We start from the raw sequence: 15,877 nt of genomic DNA on the forward strand, positions 1-15,877 counted from the left end.
CTACCCTGTGTGCCCCGTCACTCTCCGAAACATGTCAGTGACACACGGCAGTCAGTCGATCAGGGGGGCGCACGCCCCGGCGCTCATTCGGCCGCCTCCCCCACGGTCAGTGCCTCGGCCCGGTCCAGGACGTGGTGGCGGCCGATCGGGAGCATCAGGGGCCGGCCCGACACGGGGTCCTCGATGATGCGGCTGTCGAGGTCGAACACCACCCGTACGGTCTCCTCCGTCAGCACCTCGGCCGGGGTGCCGGACGCGTGGAGCCCGCCGCCGGCCAGGGCGATCAGGTGGTCCGCGTACCGGGCGGCGAGGTTGAGGTCGTGCAGGACCATCACGATGGTGGTGCCGCGCGAGCGGTTCAGATCGGTCAGAAGGTCCAGGACCTCGATCTGGTGGCTGGCGTCGAGGAAGGTGGTCGGCTCGTCGAGCAGCAGCAGATCGGTCTGTTGGGCGAGGGCCATCGCGATCCAGACGCGCTGGCGCTGGCCGCCGGAGAGTTCGTCCACCGCGCGCTCGGCGAGCGGTTCGGTGTGGGTGGCCTCCAGGGCGGCGGCCACGGCGGCGTCGTCCTTCTCGTTCCAGCGGGAGAAGACGGACTGGTGGGGGTGGCGGCCGCGGCCGACGAGGTCGGAGACGGTGATGCCCTCGGGCGCGACGGGCGACTGCGGCAGCAGTCCGAGGGTGCGGGCCAGCTCCTTGGCGGGCAGCCGGTGCACCTCCTTGCCGTCCAGGACGACGCGGCCGGCCCGGGGGGCGAGCAGCCGGGACATGGAACGCAGCAGCGTCGACTTGCCGCAGGCGTTGGCGCCGACGATCACGGTGATCCGGCCGGGCGGTACGGCCAGGTCGAGGGAGTCGACGACGGTGCGGTCGCCGTAGCCGAGGGTGAGTCCTTCGGCGGTCAGTCGGTGGTGCGTGGTCATAGCGAGCCTCCCGCCCGGTTGGTGCGGATGATCAGGTAGACGAGGTAGGGGGCTCCGAGGGCGCCGGTGACGACGCCGACCGGGTAGCGCTCGCCGAAGGCGAACTGGCCGGTGAAGTCGGCGACGAGGACGAGCAGCGCGCCGACGAGTCCGGCGGGCACCAGCGGGGAGCCGCCCGCCCCGGTGATCCGGGCCGCGATGGGTCCGGAGAGGAACGCCACGAACGCGATGGGGCCGGCCGCCGCCGTGGCGAAGGCGATCAGCCCGACGGCGGCGACGATCACCGTGATCCGGGTGCGTTCCACGCGTACGCCGAGCGCGGAGGCGGTGTCGTCGCCGAGCTGGAGCGCGGAGAGGTTGCGGGCCTGGCCCAGCAGCAGCGGGGTGAGGACGGCCGCCGCGACGAGCGCGGGGACGACCTGGTCCCAGGTGGCTCCGTTGAGGCTGCCGGTCAGCCAGCGCATCGCCTCCTGGAGGTCCCATTCGGCGGCCCGGGACAGGACGTAGGAGGTGACGCTGTCGAGCATCGCGGAGATCCCGATGCCGATCAGGATGAGCCGGGTGCCCACGACGCCGCCCTTGAACGCCAGGGAGTACACCAGCAGGGCGACTCCGAGGCCGGCGGCGATGGCGAGGACGGAGACCTGGACCTCGCCGAGCGACAGGGTCACGATGGCGATGGCCGCGGCGGCGCTCGCCCCGGAGCTGATGCCGATGATGTCGGGGCTGGCGAGCGGGTTGCGGAGCATCGTCTGGAAGGTGACCCCGGCCAGGCCGAAGCTGAATCCGGCCACCAGGGCGAGGACCGCGCGGGGCAGCCGCAGCCGGCCCACCGTGAACGACGCGCCCGGCACCTGTTCCCCGAGGATCACCCGGAACACGTCTCCGGGCGGGTAGAAGGTCCGGCCCGCCATGAGCGTCACGGCGAAGGCGGCGAGGACGAGGACCATCAGCGCCAGGACGACCCGGCGGCGGCGCGAGGCGCCGCGCACGCGACGGCGGGTGGCGGCCTCGACGGACGGCCGCCGGGTGAGGACAGGGGCGCTCACAGGGCACGTACCTTCTGTCGGCGGACGATGTAGATGAAGAAGGGGGCGCCGATCAGTGCGGTCACGATGCCGACGTCGATCTCCGAGGGGCGTGCCACGATCCGGCCGACGACGTCGGCTGCGGGGAGCAGGACCGCGCCGAGCACCGTGGAGAGCGGCAGGAGCCAGCGGTGGTCGACACCGACGAGCAGCCGGCAGGTGTGCGGGACGACGAGGCCGACGAAGCCGATCGGTCCGGCGACGGCGGTGGCCGCTCCGCAGAGCAGTACGGCGCCGAGGGCGGCCACGGCCCGGGCCACGGCGACGCGTTCGCCGAGGCCGGCCGCCAACTCATCGCCCAGCGCGAGCGAGTTGAGGGCGCGGGCCGAGAGCAGGCAGACGGCGAAGCCGACCGCGAGGAACGGCATGACCTGGCCGATGCGTTCGAAGGACGCGCCGCCCACGCCACCGATCTGCCAGAGCTTGAAGCTTCCGGCGATGTCGTTGCGCGGCAGGATGATCGCGCTGACGAGCGAGGCGAAGGCCGCGGACGTAGCGGCTCCGGCGAGTGCCAGCTTCAGCGGGGTCGCTCCTCCCCTGCCGAGGGTTCCGACGGTGTGGACGAACAGGGCGGACAGGGCCGCGCCCACGATGGCGGTCCAGATGTATCCGGTCGGCGAGGTGAGCCCGAAGAACGCGACCGCCGTGACGACGGCGAGGGACGCCCCCATGTTGACGCCGAGGATGCCCGGGTCGGCCAGGGGGTTACGGGTCACACCCTGCATCACGCCGCCCGCGAGGCCGAGTGCGGCGCCGATGACGACGGCGAGGACGGTACGCGGGATCCGCTTCGTCGCCGCCGCCCGTCCCAGGGTGTCGTCCGCGCCGCCGAGCGCCGCGACGACGTCGGACCAGGGGACGTCGCGGGAGCCGATGGCGACGGAGGCGACCATGACCGCCGCCAGGGCGAGTACGGAGAGCAGGACCCACAGCAGGCGCACGCCCGCCGGACGCCTGGTGACGACGTCCGGCGGGGTACGGGTGTCGAGCTCGGTCACTTGACCTTGTCCGCGGCCTTGGCGAGCGCGGCGGCGTAGTCGTCCAGCACGTAGCTGATCGACAGCGGCGTCGGGTTCGCGGCGGTGGCCAGCGGGCTGGTGCCGGGCAGGAGGTAGACGGAGCCGCGCTCGACGGCGGGGATCTTCGAGAGCAGCGGGTCCTTGGTGATCGTCTTCAGCAGCTCGCCGGTGTCGTCGCCGTAACCGGTGATGATGTCGACGTCGTCGAACGCGTCGATCTGCTCGGCGCTCTTGGTGAGGGCGAACTTCTTCGTTCCCTCGGACGCCTTCGCGATGGACCCGGGGATCTTCATGCCGAGGTCCTGGAAGAACTGCGTGCGGGTGTCGTGGGCGGTGTAGAAGCCGACCTGACTGACGTCGTTGGGGTCGACGTGCGTCATGAACATCGCCGACTTGCCCTTCAGCTGCGGGTACTTGGCGGCGGTCCTGGCTATGTCCCCGTCGAGCTTCTTGATCAGCTTCTCGCCCTCGTCGGCCAGCCCGATCGCCGTGCTGTTCGTCCGGATGATCTCGCGCCACGGCGTCGCCCAGGCGGCGTCCGGGTAGGCGACGACGGGGGCGATCTCGCTGAGGGTCTCGTAGTCCTTCTTGGTCAGACCCGAGTACGCGGCCAGGATGACGTCCGGCTTCGTGTCCGCCACGGCCTCGAAGTCGATGCCGTCGGTCTCGTCGAACAGCACCGGCGTCTTCGCCTTCAGCTCGTCGAGCTTCTCCTCGACCCAGGGCAGCACGCCGTCGTCGTTGTCGTCGCCGAAGTTGGCGGCGGCCATGCCGACGGGCACGACGCCGAGCGCGAGCGGTACTTCGTGGTTGGCCCAGTTGACCGTCGCGACGCGCTTCGGCTTCGCCGGGATGGTCGTCTTGCCCAGGGCGTGCTCGACGGTCAGGGGGAACCCGCCGGAACGGCTTTCGTCGTTCTCGTTCCCGGCGTCGGTGGAACCGCCGCAGGCAGAGACGCCGACGAGGGCGGCCGCCACGACGAGCAGGCGGAGGCGGTGTGAAGACATGGGTGTGTACCCGGCTTTCCGGATGTCGGGGTGCCGCTTCTCGCACGTCCGGGCGTGCGCAGCCGTCATGGATCGGTGCGCGGCGCGTGCGTCATCGGCTTAGGTAAGGCTTGCCTTCGCACTTTATGAGAATCGACCCTGCTGTCGCAATCAACCGTTTAGGACATGCCCTGTAGCGATACGGACATGGGGTCCGCGGTCACTCCGGTCGGAAGGTCCCCGGGGTGAGGCCCGTCGTACGCCGGAAGGCGGCGCCGAACGCGCTCGCCGAGCGGTAGCCGACCTGTTCGGCCACCGCCTCCACGTCCCATCCCCGGGCCAGCAGGCCGATGGCGTGCTGGGCGCGGACCGCCGCCACCCAGCGCACGAAGCTCGTGCCCGTCTCGGTGGTGAACGCCCGGGTGACCGTGCGGGCGCTGACGCCGATGGCGGACGCCCAGTCCTCCAGTGTCCGCCGGTCGGCCGGGTCCTCGCGCACCGCGTCGGCGATCGGGCGCAGCAGCTCGGAGGCCGGGATCCGCACGAGCAGTTCGCGGGGCGACGGTACGAGGACGTCGAGCACCAGTGCCTCGGTAGCGGCGCGCGAGGCGGCCGAGAGGCCGGGTTCGCCGAGCCGTTCCAGCAGCAGGCGCAACAGCGGGGTGATCTCGACGGCGACCGGCGTGGCGGAGATCGACGCGGTGGTGCGGAAGCCGAAGAAGCTCGCCCGGAACCAGGTTCCGGCGGTCGCCGATCCGGCGTGCAGGGTCCCCGCAGGCATCCACAGGCCCAGAGCCGGGGTGATCGTCCAGATCCGGCTCCCGACCACCGCCGTGGAGGCGCCGCGCTCGTTCCAGAGCAGTTCGTGGAAGGGGTGGGAGTGCGCGTCCCAGAGCGTGTCGTGGGTGACGACCTCGTCGTAGCCGGCGATGACGAAGGGGGTGTCCACCGAACCGGGAGCGAACGCGGGCAGCGTCCGGGTCTCCCTGGTCATGGAAGGTGGACCTCTCTCGTACGGGGGCCGCTCGCGGCGGACGGGGCGCGCATCGGCTCAGCCTAGAGGCCGGGGGCGCGCGGATCCAGCGAGCCCCTCCTCCTGCTTCAACTTGACGTTTACGCAGGTCAGTTACGTCCTTCAGGTGAAAGAACCACGGCTTTCACCGTGGACGCCGCTCCTCGGCGGACAGTGGGTGGGCCGACCGGGCACCGGGCCGCGGTCGGAGGGAACGTGACATGCGGAGAAAGGTGACGGATTCATGAGCATTGAGGCCACCAGGCGGGTCACGCTCGTCTTCTCCCTGTTCGACGCCAACGCCAACGGCGTCCTGGAGGCGGACGACTTCGACCTCATGGCCGACCGCGTCGTCCGGGAGGCGCACGCGTCGGACCGGGCGGCGAAGGACGCGATGCGCGCGGCGTTCCGGCGGTACTGGACGACGCTGCGCACCGAGCTCGACGCCGATGGCGACGGCGAGGTCAGCTTCGAGGAGTTCACCGCCTGCGTGCTGTCGCCGGAGCGGTTCGACGCGACCGTCGGGGTGTTCGCGGAGGCACTGGCCGCACTCGGCGACCCCGACGGCGACGGTCTGATCGAGCGCCCGCTGTTCATGGCGCTGATGACGGCCATCGGGTTCGAGCCCGCGAACATCGACGCGCTCTTCGACGCCTTCGAGCCGAACGACGGGGACCGGATCCGGGTGGAGACGTGGGTCGCCGGGATCAAGGACTACTACGCGCCGGGCAAGGCCGGCATCCCCGGCGACCACCTGGTCGTGGGGACCGCCGTCTGACCGGGCGCGCACGCATACGGCCGGCGTCGGTGGACGCTCTCCCGGGCGTCCACCGTCACGCCGTCCCCGGTGCGGTCCGCCCGGTCCGGCAGTTCCTCGGGCATCACCGGCTCCGCTCTGAGCGTCGGGCGTCGGGAGGCGGGCGGCGTACTGCGGGCGCGGGGTGATGGGCACGTGCCGGATGCGGTCCTGGTCCGTCGACCCGATCGGCGCGGTGCAGCCCATGCGGGCGCGAACGTCGATGATGATGCCCGTGGACGCCGCCTTCCGTCCCGCACTCCGGTGCCCGCAAGTCCATCGACCACCCCCAGGTGGGTGCGATCACCCTGGACTGCGACACCACGAACCCTCGTCGGACAAGGTCTTGCCCCGCACTTTCGCGCACGCGTAGCCCCCCGCCCCAACGGACGCCGCTGGAGCGGGGGCATGCCATGAGTGCGCGCTCGTCCTTGCGTGGGACGTCGACAGCCGAGGCGTCGTGAAGCAGTTTCGATCTCCATGTCCTCGAGCGCAGTTCAGGCGGGAAAGTCCGTGACACCGAGGGCGAAGTCCCAGCCGCCCACCCCGTGACGGGCGAGCCCCATCGTGAGCAGGCCCGCTCCTTCCAGCCAGTGCGCCATGTCCAGGCCTCCGACATCCATCGGGCGCAGCCCGAGGCTCTTGATGAACACCTCCACGTCGGCCTTGGCCTGCGCCTGGTCCCCGGCGATGAAGACATCGGGGCGGCCGTTCTCCAGGACGTGACGGAAAACCGTGTTGAACCCCTTCACCACGCCAGCACCGGCCGGGGCCACCTTGGCGACTTCCTGCGCGATGGAAGTGACCTCGCGGTGGGTCAGACCGTCTGCCGTGGCGTTGAAGGGGTTGCTGATGTCGACGATCACCTTGCCCGCGAGGGCGTCTCCGTAGTGAGTGACGGCCGGAACGACCCCGTCGGCCAGCAGAGCCACGATGACGATCTCCCCAGCCGGGACGGCACCCCACTCTCCCGCCGTGGCGCCTCCGCCGAGGGCCTTGGCCAGGTCAGAGGCCTTGGCCTGATCGCGGCCCATGACCTCGACGGTGTTGCCGCCCGCCAGCGCACGCGCGCCGATGGTACGGGCCATGTTCCCCGTGCCGATGATGCTGATGCTGCTGCTCATGAAATGTGCTCTCTTCCTGGTATGTCGAACTCACGCCGCTGAGCGCGCCGTTCGCGAGGGGCTTCTGGACGACACGTCGGTGTGCCCGTTCAGATCGCTGTGGTGCCGCCGTCGGTGGTCAGTTCAAGACCGTTCACATAGCTGGAGTCGTCCGAGGCGAGGAACAGCGCGACCGCCGCGATCTCCTCCGGGCTGCCCATCTCGCCCCGCGGGATCAGGGACTCGAACTGCCGCTTCGTCTCCTCGTCGAACAGCTCCTCCTGCTTGGCCGTGGCGACCTGGCCGGGGGTCAGGACGTTCACCCGGATCCGCCGGTCCCGCAGCTCGTTCAGCCACACACGGGCATAGGCCTGCTGCACGGCCTTGCTCCCCGCATACGCTCCACCCGGGGAAGCCCCTGAGCGAGGCGTTCGACCCGGTCATGAAGATCGAGCCACCGTCGTTGAAGAGCGGCAGCGCCTTCTGCACCGTGAACAGCGTGCCTCGCGCGTTCAGCGAGAACGTGGCATCGAACTGCTGCTCGGTGATCTCGCCGAGCCTGCCCTGCTCGCCCATGCCGGCACTCGCCCACAGCACGTCGATCGAGCCCTTTTCCCGCCTGACCGTCTCGTACAGGCGGTCCAGGTCCGCCAGGTCGGCCGCATCTCCCTGCACGGCGGTCACGTTCCGGCCGATCACCTTGACGGCGTCGTCCAGCGCCTCCTGCCGTCGGCCCGTGATGAAGACATGGGCCCCTTCCTCGACGAACAGCTTCGCGCCGGCCAGCGCCATACCGGTCGACCCACCCGTGATCACCGCGACCTTGCCATCGAGCTTTCCCACAACCGCTCCTTAAGTGAACCGTTCGGTTTACTTAACGTAGGGGACGGTCGGCGGGAACGCAAGCTAAGTACACCGATCAGTACCGCACTCGGTTACGATGGAGTCATGACGCAGCTGGAGAAGGGCCCCCAGGGCCAGCGCCGCGGCAGGGGAGCGCGCGAGCGCATCCTCAGCGCCTCACAGCAGCTGTTCCGCGCCCAGGGCATCAACAGCACCGGCATGGACCAGCTCTGCGCGCTGGCCCAGGTCTCGAAGCGGACGGCCTACCAGCACTTCCCCAGCAAGGACGACCTGGTCGCCGAATATTTGCGCCGATTCGATCCCGAGATCATGGCCTCGGTGTTCGACCGCACCGACCTCACGCCCCGCGAACGGCTCCTCGCCGTCTTCGAGGTCCCCACGTCCGGCACGGACGAGCTCACGCCCCTGTGTCCCTACATCGCGGCGAGCGTCGAGATCCACGACCCGCAGCACCCCGCGTCCCAGTACGCACGTGACTACAAGCTCGCCCTCGCCGCGCGGCTCGCCGCAACGGCCCGCGAAGCCGGCGTCACCCACCCCGAGCAGCTCGGCGAACAACTGGGGCTGCTCCTCGACGGCGCCTCGGCCCGCACCCGAGTCCTCAACGCCGAGTCCTTCCCCGCCGCCGCCGCCATCGCCGCCGTCCTCATCGACAACGCCCTCCCCGGGACAGCTCCAGGCCAAGGAAGCGAAAAGCCAACGGCCGGGTAAGTCGCGCGGCCCGCGTGATCGTGCGTGACACCAACGGAGCCCACGAGGCCACCCTGCTCACCCCTGGCCGGCGGGCCTGGCTGGGGAGCCTGGTACGCCGCCATGCCGACGTCTTCTGAGAACGGCCCCCAACTGCCGAGGAGCCTCACCGTGTACGACGTGGCAGGAAGAATTCTCGTCGAGCAGAAGCTCGCTACGAGGTGACAGCGGACGCATCGACCGCTGCCGGCGCCCGGAGGACCCCACCGGGGTGCCTGATTTGCGCACACGTTGCGGGGCGCACGATCCAGTTGTGAACAAATAGGCGCCTTTTGGGCTATTTGTTATCTATGAGTGATCTCGACTACGCGGACAGGTCCGACTTCGACGACGCCGAGCGGGGTTTCGTCGCCGCTCTCTCCCCGGCGGTGATCCGGACGGAGGACGGCCGGGTGATCTGGGACGGGGCCGCGTACGCCTTCCTGGACGAGGACTGCCCGCCCAGCGCGCACCCGAGCCTGTGGCGGCAGAGCGGGCTGTGCGCCAAACAGGGCCTGTTCGAGGTGACGACGGGGATCTACCAGGTCCGGAACCTGGATCTGTCGAACATGACGCTGGTCGAGGGCGACACCGGCGTCATCGTCATCGACCCGCTGATCTCGGCGGAGACCGCGGCCGCCGCCCTCGCGCTCTACCGCGAGCACCGCGGCGACCGCCCGGTCACCGGGCTGATCTACACCCACTCCCACGGCGACCATTTCGGCGGCTCCCGCGGGGTTCTGCCGCACGGCCACGCCCCCGTACCGGTAATCGCCCCGGCCGGGTTCCTGGAACACGCGGTGGCCGAGAACGTATACGCGGGCGGCGCGATGACCCGCCGTGCGGTCTACATGTACGGCGCCGAGCTGAAGAAGGGCCCCACCGGGCAGATCGGCGCCGGGCTGGGCATGACGACGTCCACGGGCACGATCACCCTGGTCCCGCCGACGCTGGACATCACCCGCACGGGCCAGGAGGAGACCGTCGACGGTGTGCGGATCGTGTTCCAGATGACGCCGGACACCGAGGCGCCCTCGGAGATGAACTTCTACTTCCCCGACCGGCGCGCTCTGTGCATGGCGGAGAACGCGACCCACAACATGCACAACATCCTGACCCTGCGCGGGGCGGTGGTCCGCGACACCCGTATCTGGGCGCACTACCTGGACGAGGCGATCACGCTGTTCGGCGACCGGGCCGAGGTCGCGTTCGCCTCCCACCACTGGCCCACCTGGGGCCGGGACCGCATCGTCGACCACCTGGCGGGCCAGCGCGACATGTGGGCGTACCTCCATGACCAGACCCTGCGCATGACCAACCAGGGACTGACCGGGCCGGAGATCGCCGAGCGGATCGAACTTCCGCCCGCGATCGCGAACCGGTGGGCGAACCGCGGCTACTACGGTTCCGTCAGCCACAACGCCAAGGCCATCTACCAGCGCTACATGGGCTGGTTCGACGGCAATCCGGCCCACCTGTGGGAGCACCCGCCCGTCGAGCAGGCCAAGCGGTTCGCCGCCGACTACGGCGGCGTGCCGGCGCTGATCGCCAAGGGTGAGGAGTACGCGGCCTCGGGGGATCTGCGGTTCGCCGCGACGCTGCTGGGGCACGCGGTCTTCGCCGCGCCCGACGACTCGCTCGCCAAGCAGGCGCTGGCGTCGGTGTACGAGAAGCTGGGCTTCGGGGCGGAGAACGCCACCTGGCGCAACTTCTACCTGATGGGTGCCCAGGAACTGCGCGGCACCATCGCGCACACCTCGCTGGAGACGACCAACCCCGAGATGGCGATGGCTCTGACCGTCGACATGCTCATCGACTCGCTCGCCATCCGCGTCGACGGCCCCCGGGCTTGGGACGAGAAGCTCACCATGACCTGGAACGTCACCGACGAGGGCCGCGCCTGGCACCTTCGGCTGTCCAACGGTGCCCTCACCTACCGCAGCACCGATGCGCCCGCCGGGACGGACGGGTCGGCGGCGGCCGCCGACCTGACCTTGACCCTGACCAAACCGCAACTGCTCGGTGTCCTCGCAGGCAAGGGACTCGATGGCGTGGGCGTCCAGGGCGACCCGCAGGTCTTCGCGACCCTCGCGGGCCTGCTCTGCACCCCCGACCCCGACTTCCCCATCGTCACGCCGTGACCATCGAGGCCTTGCACGATCCGGCCGCCGTGAATACGGCGCAGCTGGCGATCGGCGCCGTCGGTTTCGGGTCGTTCGATTTCACCGGTGGCGGCACGTTCATCAACCTGGTCGCGGCGACCACCAACGCTCTGAACGGGGCCCTGCTGGCCCGCCGTCCCGACCACTACAAGAACTTCACGGTGGTCGGCATCCTGCTCATGGCGCTGCTCGGCGGCATCGGCGGCGGCATCAGCCGCGACGTCATGGTCGGCCGCGTACCGGCCGCACTGACCAACTCCTCGTACGTCGTGCTGTGCCTGATCGCCGGATACATCGGCCACCGACTCGCCTACTCCCAGGGGCAGCTGTTCCGCGAGGGCCTCTTCCAGTTCGTCACGTCCTTCGCCCTGCCCTGGTACGCGATCGTCGGCGCGCAGACCGGGGTGGACGTCGGTCTGCCGGTCCTGGGCTCCCTCGTCCTGGCTGTCGTGGGACCCACGGCGGGGCGCTTCCTGATCGATGTCTCCTGCGGCGTGCCGCCCAAGCAGTTCGTCCGCGGCGAGTGGTTCGTGACCATCGCCGCGCTGACCGGCGCGGTGTGGATCGCCCTCGACCAGGCGGGGCTGCCCCGCGCCACGAGTGCTCCCCTCGCGTTCCTGGTCGGCTTCACCGTCCGTCTCGCCGCCCTGTACCGGGGCTGGGAGGAGCCCCTGGCCGCCGAACCGGCCGGCGTCTACCGTCACGACGACGGCCGCCCCCTCCTCGGCCGCAAGATCGCTGGGAAATCCACCCGTGAACTGCGCCTGCTCGGCCTGACCGTCGAACCCCACGAGCCCGGGTCACCTCCTGCCGGAACAACGCAGGGGGACCACGACAGCCAACCGTGAAGCACTCGGCGGCGAGCCCATCAGCTTCATCGATGACGTGTCCCGGTGTGGCTGTGTCCGCTCACAGGGCACGCTCCATGCAGATCAGGTGGTCCCCCGGCCCCGGAATTCCGGGTCCGTCCAGAGCCTCTTGATCTCCGACCGCCCGTCGTCAGGGGCGGTCACCACCAGACAGCCCACCGATCCGGACGGGCTGCCAGACCGCTACCGGGCGGAAATCTCGGACCCGCAGCTGGACATCACCTGCACCGGCCATGAGCCGGTCAGGGGGCGAGGCCTGAGATCGCGTCGCCGACGTACTTGGAGCCCAGGAGCACCAGGACCACGGTCATGATCGCTGCGTTGTGGGCGGCCATCCACTGCTTCCAGCTGCCCAGCACTGTCGCGGATCTGGAACCGCCGAAGAGGTAGACGGCCAGCGGAAGCAACGCGCAGAGGGAAGCGATGACGACCATGAGCACGGCCGCCAGGGTCTTGCCCCCCGAGTCCGTGGTGCTGGAAGCGATCGAGACGGCGCCGCCCACCGCGAGGACGAGGTTCTTGGGGTTGGCCACCGCGAGCGCGGCGGCCAGACCTGCGGCCTTGACGGGGGTGAAGCGATCGATGGCCTTCATCCAGCCGGGCGGCTGCGCCTCATGCCCCTCCCTGGGCCGGGAAGCCCACTGCTTGGCGCCCAACAGCAGGAACAGCACGCCCAGCGCGAGCTTCAGCCACAGCGTCCACGGTGCGGGCGAGTCACCGGATCCCTGAGCCGCACCGGCTCCCGAGCCTGCGAGAACCACCACCGTGACCAGCACGGCGAGCGAGACGATCCAGCCTGCCGTGAAGGCGATCCCGTTCTTGCGCCCCGCCGGCGTCGCCAGCATCAGGATCACCGCGATGAGCGGGAGCGGGCTGATGGCGATACCGACGGCCGAGGTGAGCATCTGGCCGATCGCGTCACCCATGACCGGCACCGTCGGCGACGGAGAGTGTCGGCATCGACCAGGTGCCGTCCAGGACCGACGGGTCCGCGCCGTAGACGCGGATGGCGATCGTGAAGGGACCTTCGGGTGCGGGCAGCCAGTTCGCCGCCTGCTTCGGGTCCGCCGGTGCGTCCTTCCGCACGTGGAGGGTCAGGCCGCCGTCCTCGTCGTACACGATGCCCGGCGTGCGGTCGCCGATCGAGTACCGGTCGATCGGGTTGGCGACGAGCAGGCGCTCGGGGAGGCGGTACATGGTCGCCGACCAGAAGAAGCGGGCCGGAGGGAGCGCACCGGGGGCGAAGCGGACCGTGTAGTTGCGCGTCGAGGCGTCCGGAGGCCGGTTGCCCCGGTCGTCCTGCACCCATCCCGCGTACCAGGCTTCGGCGGCCGGCAGGCGGTACAGGCCCTTGTCCACACCGACCGCACGAGTCAGATAGTCCTCGCCGTGCTCCGCGCGGGTGCCGAACCAGTGCGTGGAGTCGGCCGTGTTCTTCTCCGCCTCCGCCAGCCGGGCCCGCGCGTCAGCGATGCCCTGCTCCATCGCCCGCTTCACCTCCGGAGCCAGGGTTGCCGGTTCGAATTCGCCGTCCCCGCTGACCCCGAGGGTCGCGAGACGGGTGCGCAGGTCCGCGTCCTGCTGAAGCACGGGGAAGAATTGCAGCAGGAAGTCCAGGAGGGTGAAGAACTCGACGTTCCCCAGGTCCTCCTCGCGCCAGATCGGCCGGACAGGCTCCTCGGCCTGCTCGGGCGCCTTCTGGTCGAGGTAGGCGGAGAGGGGGCGCAGGGTGTACTGCTGCTGGATGGCGCGGAGGGCGGTCACGTCGTCGGGTCCGGCGAGGTAGGTGCGGCCCAGGCAGCCCACCAGGAAGGTGTCCGCGCGCAGGACGCCCCCGAGGCCGTCAGGGGGTGTGCCCTGCCAGCCGGGGCCCACGATCAGGTATGCACCGGGCCCCTGGCCCGTGGTGCGGGCGCCGACGTAGCCGACATACGACGTATCGAGGTCGTGGAAGGGCAGGACGTAATAGCGGTCCACCGCGGGGACGGAAACCACCCACGGTTCAGTACGCAGGTCCAGCCACGCCCAGGAGTACGGGGTGTCGTTGTTCGGTGTGACGATATCGGTGTTGGCCGGGGTGAACGGTTCCGAGTAGTGGCGGAAGAGGCCGAATCCTCCGACGTTGCGCGGGTCGTCGGCGTCGATGGCCTGCGGGTACATCGTCCGGTAATTCTCCAGGCCTTCGCTCGCTGGGAGGCGCTGGGCGCCCGCCGCCGACCGAGTACAGGACGGGTCGACGTCACCCCCGTCCATCCAGGCCGCCGTACAGCGAGCGGCCCAATCCGGGCACGGATCGGGCTGTCTGAGTAGAGTGACCATTTGATCGATCATCTATCATCCTTATGCTCGGAGGGCCGGACATGGCGGAACGGGGAGAGCGGCAGCGGGTGACGGTGGTCACCGGCGGCAGCCGGGGCATCGGCGCGGCGATCTGCCTGCGGCTGGCGACCGAGGGACACGACATCGCCATCGGCTACCGATCGGACACCGAGGCGGCCGAGGGCGTGGCCGAAGGGGTACGCGCGCTGGGCCGGGCAGCCGTCACGGTCGCGGTCGACACCGCCGACGCGGCAGACGTTGACCGGCTGTTCAACACCGCCGTCGCGCACCTGGGATCGGTCACCGGGCTGGTGAACAACGCCGGGGTGAGCGGGCCGGTCGGACCACTGGCCGGCGCGGACCCGGAAGGGATGCGGCAGGCCCTGGAGGTCAACATCCTGGGCTACCTGCTGTGCGCCCGCCGGGCCATCGGCGACATGACAGCGGGCGGGGCGATCGTGAACATCTCCTCCGCCGCCGCGACTCTCGGCAGCCCCGGTACCTACGTCCACTACGCGGCGGCGAAGGCCGCCGTGGACGCCATGACGGTCGGGTTGTCCAAGGAAGTCGCGGCCGACGGCATCCGGGTCAACTGCGTCGCCCCCGGCACGATCTGGACCGACTTCCACGCCGACCCGCAGCGCCCCGCCAAGATCGCGGCACTCGTCCCCATGGGCCGCGCCGGCCAGCCCGAGGAAATCGCCGGAGCGGTCGCCTGGCTGCTGTCGGACGACGCCTCCTACGCCACCGGCACGGTGATGAGGATCGCCGGCGGGATGTGAGCACACGCGGCCGCAGCCTGGTCCCGCTGCTCCGGGACAACCGACTTGGTACCGCGTTTACACAGGTGGGCGTGGTCACCGCGGGACGCGTACGCCTTGTCCCCGGCGACCGCGTCCGGCCGAGTGCCGGGGGGCGGCCGACGGGCCAGCGCAGCAATGCCCGGCCGGCCGCCCCAGCACGGTGGCGAGTTCGTTTTCGGCGACCCCGTCACCCGGGGATCGAGCAGGCCGTAAGGGCACCGGCACCCACCTCTACGGGCAGGCGACCGCGCGAGCGTGGGACCGGCTGCACCGGACCGCGCACGCGTGGGGCCGGCTGGAGCCCCCCGTACGCCGCCCCCAGGAGAAGCAGTCCGGCCAGCAGGGCGGGGGCGGGGTCCGATCCGATGGCGTACGCGATCAGCGCCAGGCCCGCGCACGCGGTGAGGGCGAGGATTCCGGTGGTGGGCCGTAGGGCGATCCGGTCCTCACCGCCGGGTTCACGCGCCACCCGCCCGCCGGGCTGGGCGAACACACTCCGCCTCCGCGCACGGTGCGGAAGTGCTCACACGGGCCCCGGCCGACCGTACGGGCGCCCCGCACGGCCTGAACGAACGCCCGGCCTCCCACGGGGGCCGGCTCCGGAGCGGGCCGCCCCCCGCCGGTCAGCCGGTCAGCAGATCGGGGTTGCCGGCCAGGGCGGCGAGACGGCCCTGCGGGTCCGGGACGAGCCGGCGTTCGGTCAGATCGAGAACGCCGGCCACTCCGGTGATCTCGGCGGCCACCGTGCCGTCCTCCTTGATGATGTGCTGCTCCATCGTGAACGTCTTGCCCGTGCCGTAGTCGAACCGACAGGTGACCCGTACGCGCTCGCCGCCGCGCAGCTCCCGGCGGTACTTGACCGTCACTTCCAGCTGCACCGGGCCGACCCCGTCGGCCAGCAGCTTCTCCTGGGGCAGCCCGGCGGCCCGAAGCAGCTCCCAGCGGGCGTGCTCCGCGTACTGGAGGTAGACGGCCTGGTTCATGTGGCCCTGGGTGTCGAGCTCATAGCCGCGCACGGTCACATCAACGGAGAAGGTCATGACCGTGCGAACGCCTGCACCAACCCTTCCATTCCGGTGAGACGGTGCTGTCGGATCCCTTTACGCACCTGTCATGCACCGGTAACTTCCACCCCGCAAGGAATTGCAGCAAGATTCCGGCGGAACTTGCCGTCGGGTCGCGTTCACCCGCCGAACCCCGAGGC

General features: G+C 70.3%; 15 protein-coding genes and 2 pseudogenes. 5 read left to right on the forward strand and 12 right to left on the reverse strand.

Going from position 1 to position 15,877, the window contains the following annotated elements; all coding sequences use genetic code 11:
- Positions 1-83: 83 nt before the first annotated feature.
- The 5 genes from ACIQRW_RS14290 to ACIQRW_RS14310 form a co-directional block, all read right to left on the reverse strand.
- The gene (locus ACIQRW_RS14290; RefSeq protein ID WP_403759042.1) at positions 84-923 is read right to left on the reverse strand and encodes an ABC transporter ATP-binding protein; all 840 of its coding nucleotides are present in this window, start codon (positions 921-923) and stop codon (positions 84-86) included.
- A complete protein-coding gene (locus ACIQRW_RS14295) occupies positions 920-1,972 on the reverse strand; it encodes a FecCD family ABC transporter permease (protein ID WP_403759045.1) in 1,053 nt (350 codons plus the stop codon). The genes ACIQRW_RS14290 and ACIQRW_RS14295 overlap by 4 nt, the downstream gene beginning before the upstream one ends.
- A complete protein-coding gene (locus ACIQRW_RS14300) occupies positions 1,969-3,009 on the reverse strand; it encodes a FecCD family ABC transporter permease (protein ID WP_403759048.1) in 1,041 nt (346 codons plus the stop codon). The genes ACIQRW_RS14295 and ACIQRW_RS14300 overlap by 4 nt, the downstream gene beginning before the upstream one ends.
- Positions 3,006-4,037, reverse strand: a complete 1,032-nt coding sequence (locus ACIQRW_RS14305) for an iron-siderophore ABC transporter substrate-binding protein (RefSeq protein ID WP_403759051.1) — start codon at positions 4,035-4,037, stop codon at positions 3,006-3,008. Before ACIQRW_RS14305 ends, ACIQRW_RS14300 begins: the two co-directional genes overlap by 4 nt.
- A 199-nt stretch (positions 4,038-4,236) precedes the next feature.
- The gene (locus ACIQRW_RS14310) at positions 4,237-5,010 is read right to left on the reverse strand and encodes an AraC family transcriptional regulator (RefSeq protein ID WP_403759054.1); all 774 of its coding nucleotides are present in this window, start codon (positions 5,008-5,010) and stop codon (positions 4,237-4,239) included.
- A gap of 262 nt (positions 5,011-5,272) precedes the next feature.
- On the opposite strand from ACIQRW_RS14310, the gene ACIQRW_RS14315 reads away from it, so the two are divergent.
- Positions 5,273-5,806, forward strand: a complete 534-nt coding sequence (locus ACIQRW_RS14315; RefSeq protein WP_403759056.1) for an EF-hand domain-containing protein — start codon at positions 5,273-5,275, stop codon at positions 5,804-5,806.
- Between the two features lie 515 nt (positions 5,807-6,321).
- Here the strand turns inward: ACIQRW_RS14315 and ACIQRW_RS14320 are convergent.
- Both ACIQRW_RS14320 and ACIQRW_RS14325 read right to left on the reverse strand, forming a co-directional pair.
- Positions 6,322-6,948 (reverse strand): NADPH-dependent F420 reductase, encoded by a 627-nt coding sequence (locus ACIQRW_RS14320; RefSeq protein WP_403759059.1) that lies wholly within the window; start codon positions 6,946-6,948, stop codon positions 6,322-6,324.
- Between the two features lie 89 nt (positions 6,949-7,037).
- Positions 7,038-7,770: pseudogene (locus ACIQRW_RS14325) on the reverse strand (SDR family NAD(P)-dependent oxidoreductase).
- 105 nt (positions 7,771-7,875) lie between these two features.
- On the opposite strand from ACIQRW_RS14325, the gene ACIQRW_RS14330 reads away from it, so the two are divergent.
- From ACIQRW_RS14330 to ACIQRW_RS14340, 3 genes are all read left to right on the forward strand, one after another.
- Positions 7,876-8,502 carry a TetR/AcrR family transcriptional regulator gene (locus ACIQRW_RS14330; RefSeq protein ID WP_403759061.1) on the forward strand — a complete coding sequence of 209 codons (627 nt, stop codon included), beginning with the start codon at positions 7,876-7,878 and terminating at the stop codon, positions 8,500-8,502.
- Between the two features lie 329 nt (positions 8,503-8,831).
- Positions 8,832-10,661 carry an alkyl/aryl-sulfatase gene (locus tag ACIQRW_RS14335; protein ID WP_403759063.1) on the forward strand — a complete coding sequence of 610 codons (1,830 nt, stop codon included), beginning with the start codon at positions 8,832-8,834 and terminating at the stop codon, positions 10,659-10,661.
- Entirely contained in the window at positions 10,658-11,530 is an 873-nt protein-coding gene (locus ACIQRW_RS14340) for a trimeric intracellular cation channel family protein (protein WP_403759065.1), read from the forward strand. The genes ACIQRW_RS14335 and ACIQRW_RS14340 overlap by 4 nt, the downstream gene beginning before the upstream one ends.
- Positions 11,531-11,623: 93 nt before the next feature.
- Here ACIQRW_RS14340 and ACIQRW_RS14345 read toward each other — a convergent pair.
- From ACIQRW_RS14345 to ACIQRW_RS14355, 3 genes and pseudogenes are all read right to left on the reverse strand, one after another.
- Positions 11,624-11,713, reverse strand: a pseudogene (locus ACIQRW_RS14345) (GNAT family N-acetyltransferase); the annotation flags it as partial.
- 80 nt (positions 11,714-11,793) lie between these two features.
- The gene (locus tag ACIQRW_RS14350) at positions 11,794-12,477 is read right to left on the reverse strand and encodes a GAP family protein (RefSeq protein ID WP_403759068.1); all 684 of its coding nucleotides are present in this window, start codon (positions 12,475-12,477) and stop codon (positions 11,794-11,796) included.
- Positions 12,470-13,711 (reverse strand): DUF1254 domain-containing protein, encoded by a 1,242-nt coding sequence (locus ACIQRW_RS14355; protein ID WP_403759070.1) that lies wholly within the window; start codon positions 13,709-13,711, stop codon positions 12,470-12,472. Before ACIQRW_RS14355 ends, ACIQRW_RS14350 begins: the two co-directional genes overlap by 8 nt.
- A 200-nt stretch (positions 13,712-13,911) precedes the next feature.
- On the opposite strand from ACIQRW_RS14355, the gene ACIQRW_RS14360 reads away from it, so the two are divergent.
- Positions 13,912-14,652 (forward strand): SDR family NAD(P)-dependent oxidoreductase, encoded by a 741-nt coding sequence (locus ACIQRW_RS14360; RefSeq protein ID WP_403759073.1) that lies wholly within the window; start codon positions 13,912-13,914, stop codon positions 14,650-14,652.
- A 208-nt stretch (positions 14,653-14,860) separates the two neighbouring features.
- Here the strand turns inward: ACIQRW_RS14360 and ACIQRW_RS14365 are convergent, their stop codons facing one another.
- Positions 14,861-15,166 carry a hypothetical protein gene (locus tag ACIQRW_RS14365; protein WP_403759076.1) on the reverse strand — a complete coding sequence of 102 codons (306 nt, stop codon included), beginning with the start codon at positions 15,164-15,166 and terminating at the stop codon, positions 14,861-14,863.
- A gap of 130 nt (positions 15,167-15,296) precedes the next feature.
- Positions 15,297-15,713 (reverse strand): acyl-CoA thioesterase, encoded by a 417-nt coding sequence (locus tag ACIQRW_RS14370; protein ID WP_403759079.1) that lies wholly within the window; start codon positions 15,711-15,713, stop codon positions 15,297-15,299.
- Positions 15,714-15,877 lie beyond the last annotated feature (164 nt).

It is taken from the genome of Streptomyces sp. NPDC091287 (genome assembly GCF_044768525.1).
GTDB lineage: Bacteria > Actinomycetota > Actinomycetes > Streptomycetales > Streptomycetaceae > Streptomyces.

Coding starts and splice junctions, on each gene's coding strand:
- ACIQRW_RS14290 (WP_403759042.1), bottom strand. CDS start 923: ATGACCACGCACCACCGACTGACCGCCGAAGGACTCACCCTCGGCTAC.
- ACIQRW_RS14305 (WP_403759051.1), bottom strand. CDS start 4,037: ATGTCTTCACACCGCCTCCGCCTGCTCGTCGTGGCGGCCGCCCTCGTC.
- ACIQRW_RS14310 (WP_403759054.1), bottom strand. CDS start 5,010: ATGACCAGGGAGACCCGGACGCTGCCCGCGTTCGCTCCCGGTTCGGTG.
- ACIQRW_RS14315 (WP_403759056.1), top strand. CDS start 5,273: ATGAGCATTGAGGCCACCAGGCGGGTCACGCTCGTCTTCTCCCTGTTC.
- ACIQRW_RS14320 (WP_403759059.1), bottom strand. CDS start 6,948: ATGAGCAGCAGCATCAGCATCATCGGCACGGGGAACATGGCCCGTACC.
- ACIQRW_RS14330 (WP_403759061.1), top strand. CDS start 7,876: ATGACGCAGCTGGAGAAGGGCCCCCAGGGCCAGCGCCGCGGCAGGGGA.
- ACIQRW_RS14335 (WP_403759063.1), top strand. CDS start 8,832: ATGAGTGATCTCGACTACGCGGACAGGTCCGACTTCGACGACGCCGAG.
- ACIQRW_RS14350 (WP_403759068.1), bottom strand. CDS start 12,477: ATGGGTGACGCGATCGGCCAGATGCTCACCTCGGCCGTCGGTATCGCC.
- ACIQRW_RS14355 (WP_403759070.1), bottom strand. CDS start 13,711: ATGTACCCGCAGGCCATCGACGCCGACGACCCGCGCAACGTCGGAGGA.
- ACIQRW_RS14360 (WP_403759073.1), top strand. CDS start 13,912: ATGGCGGAACGGGGAGAGCGGCAGCGGGTGACGGTGGTCACCGGCGGC.
- ACIQRW_RS14370 (WP_403759079.1), bottom strand. CDS start 15,713: ATGACCTTCTCCGTTGATGTGACCGTGCGCGGCTATGAGCTCGACACC.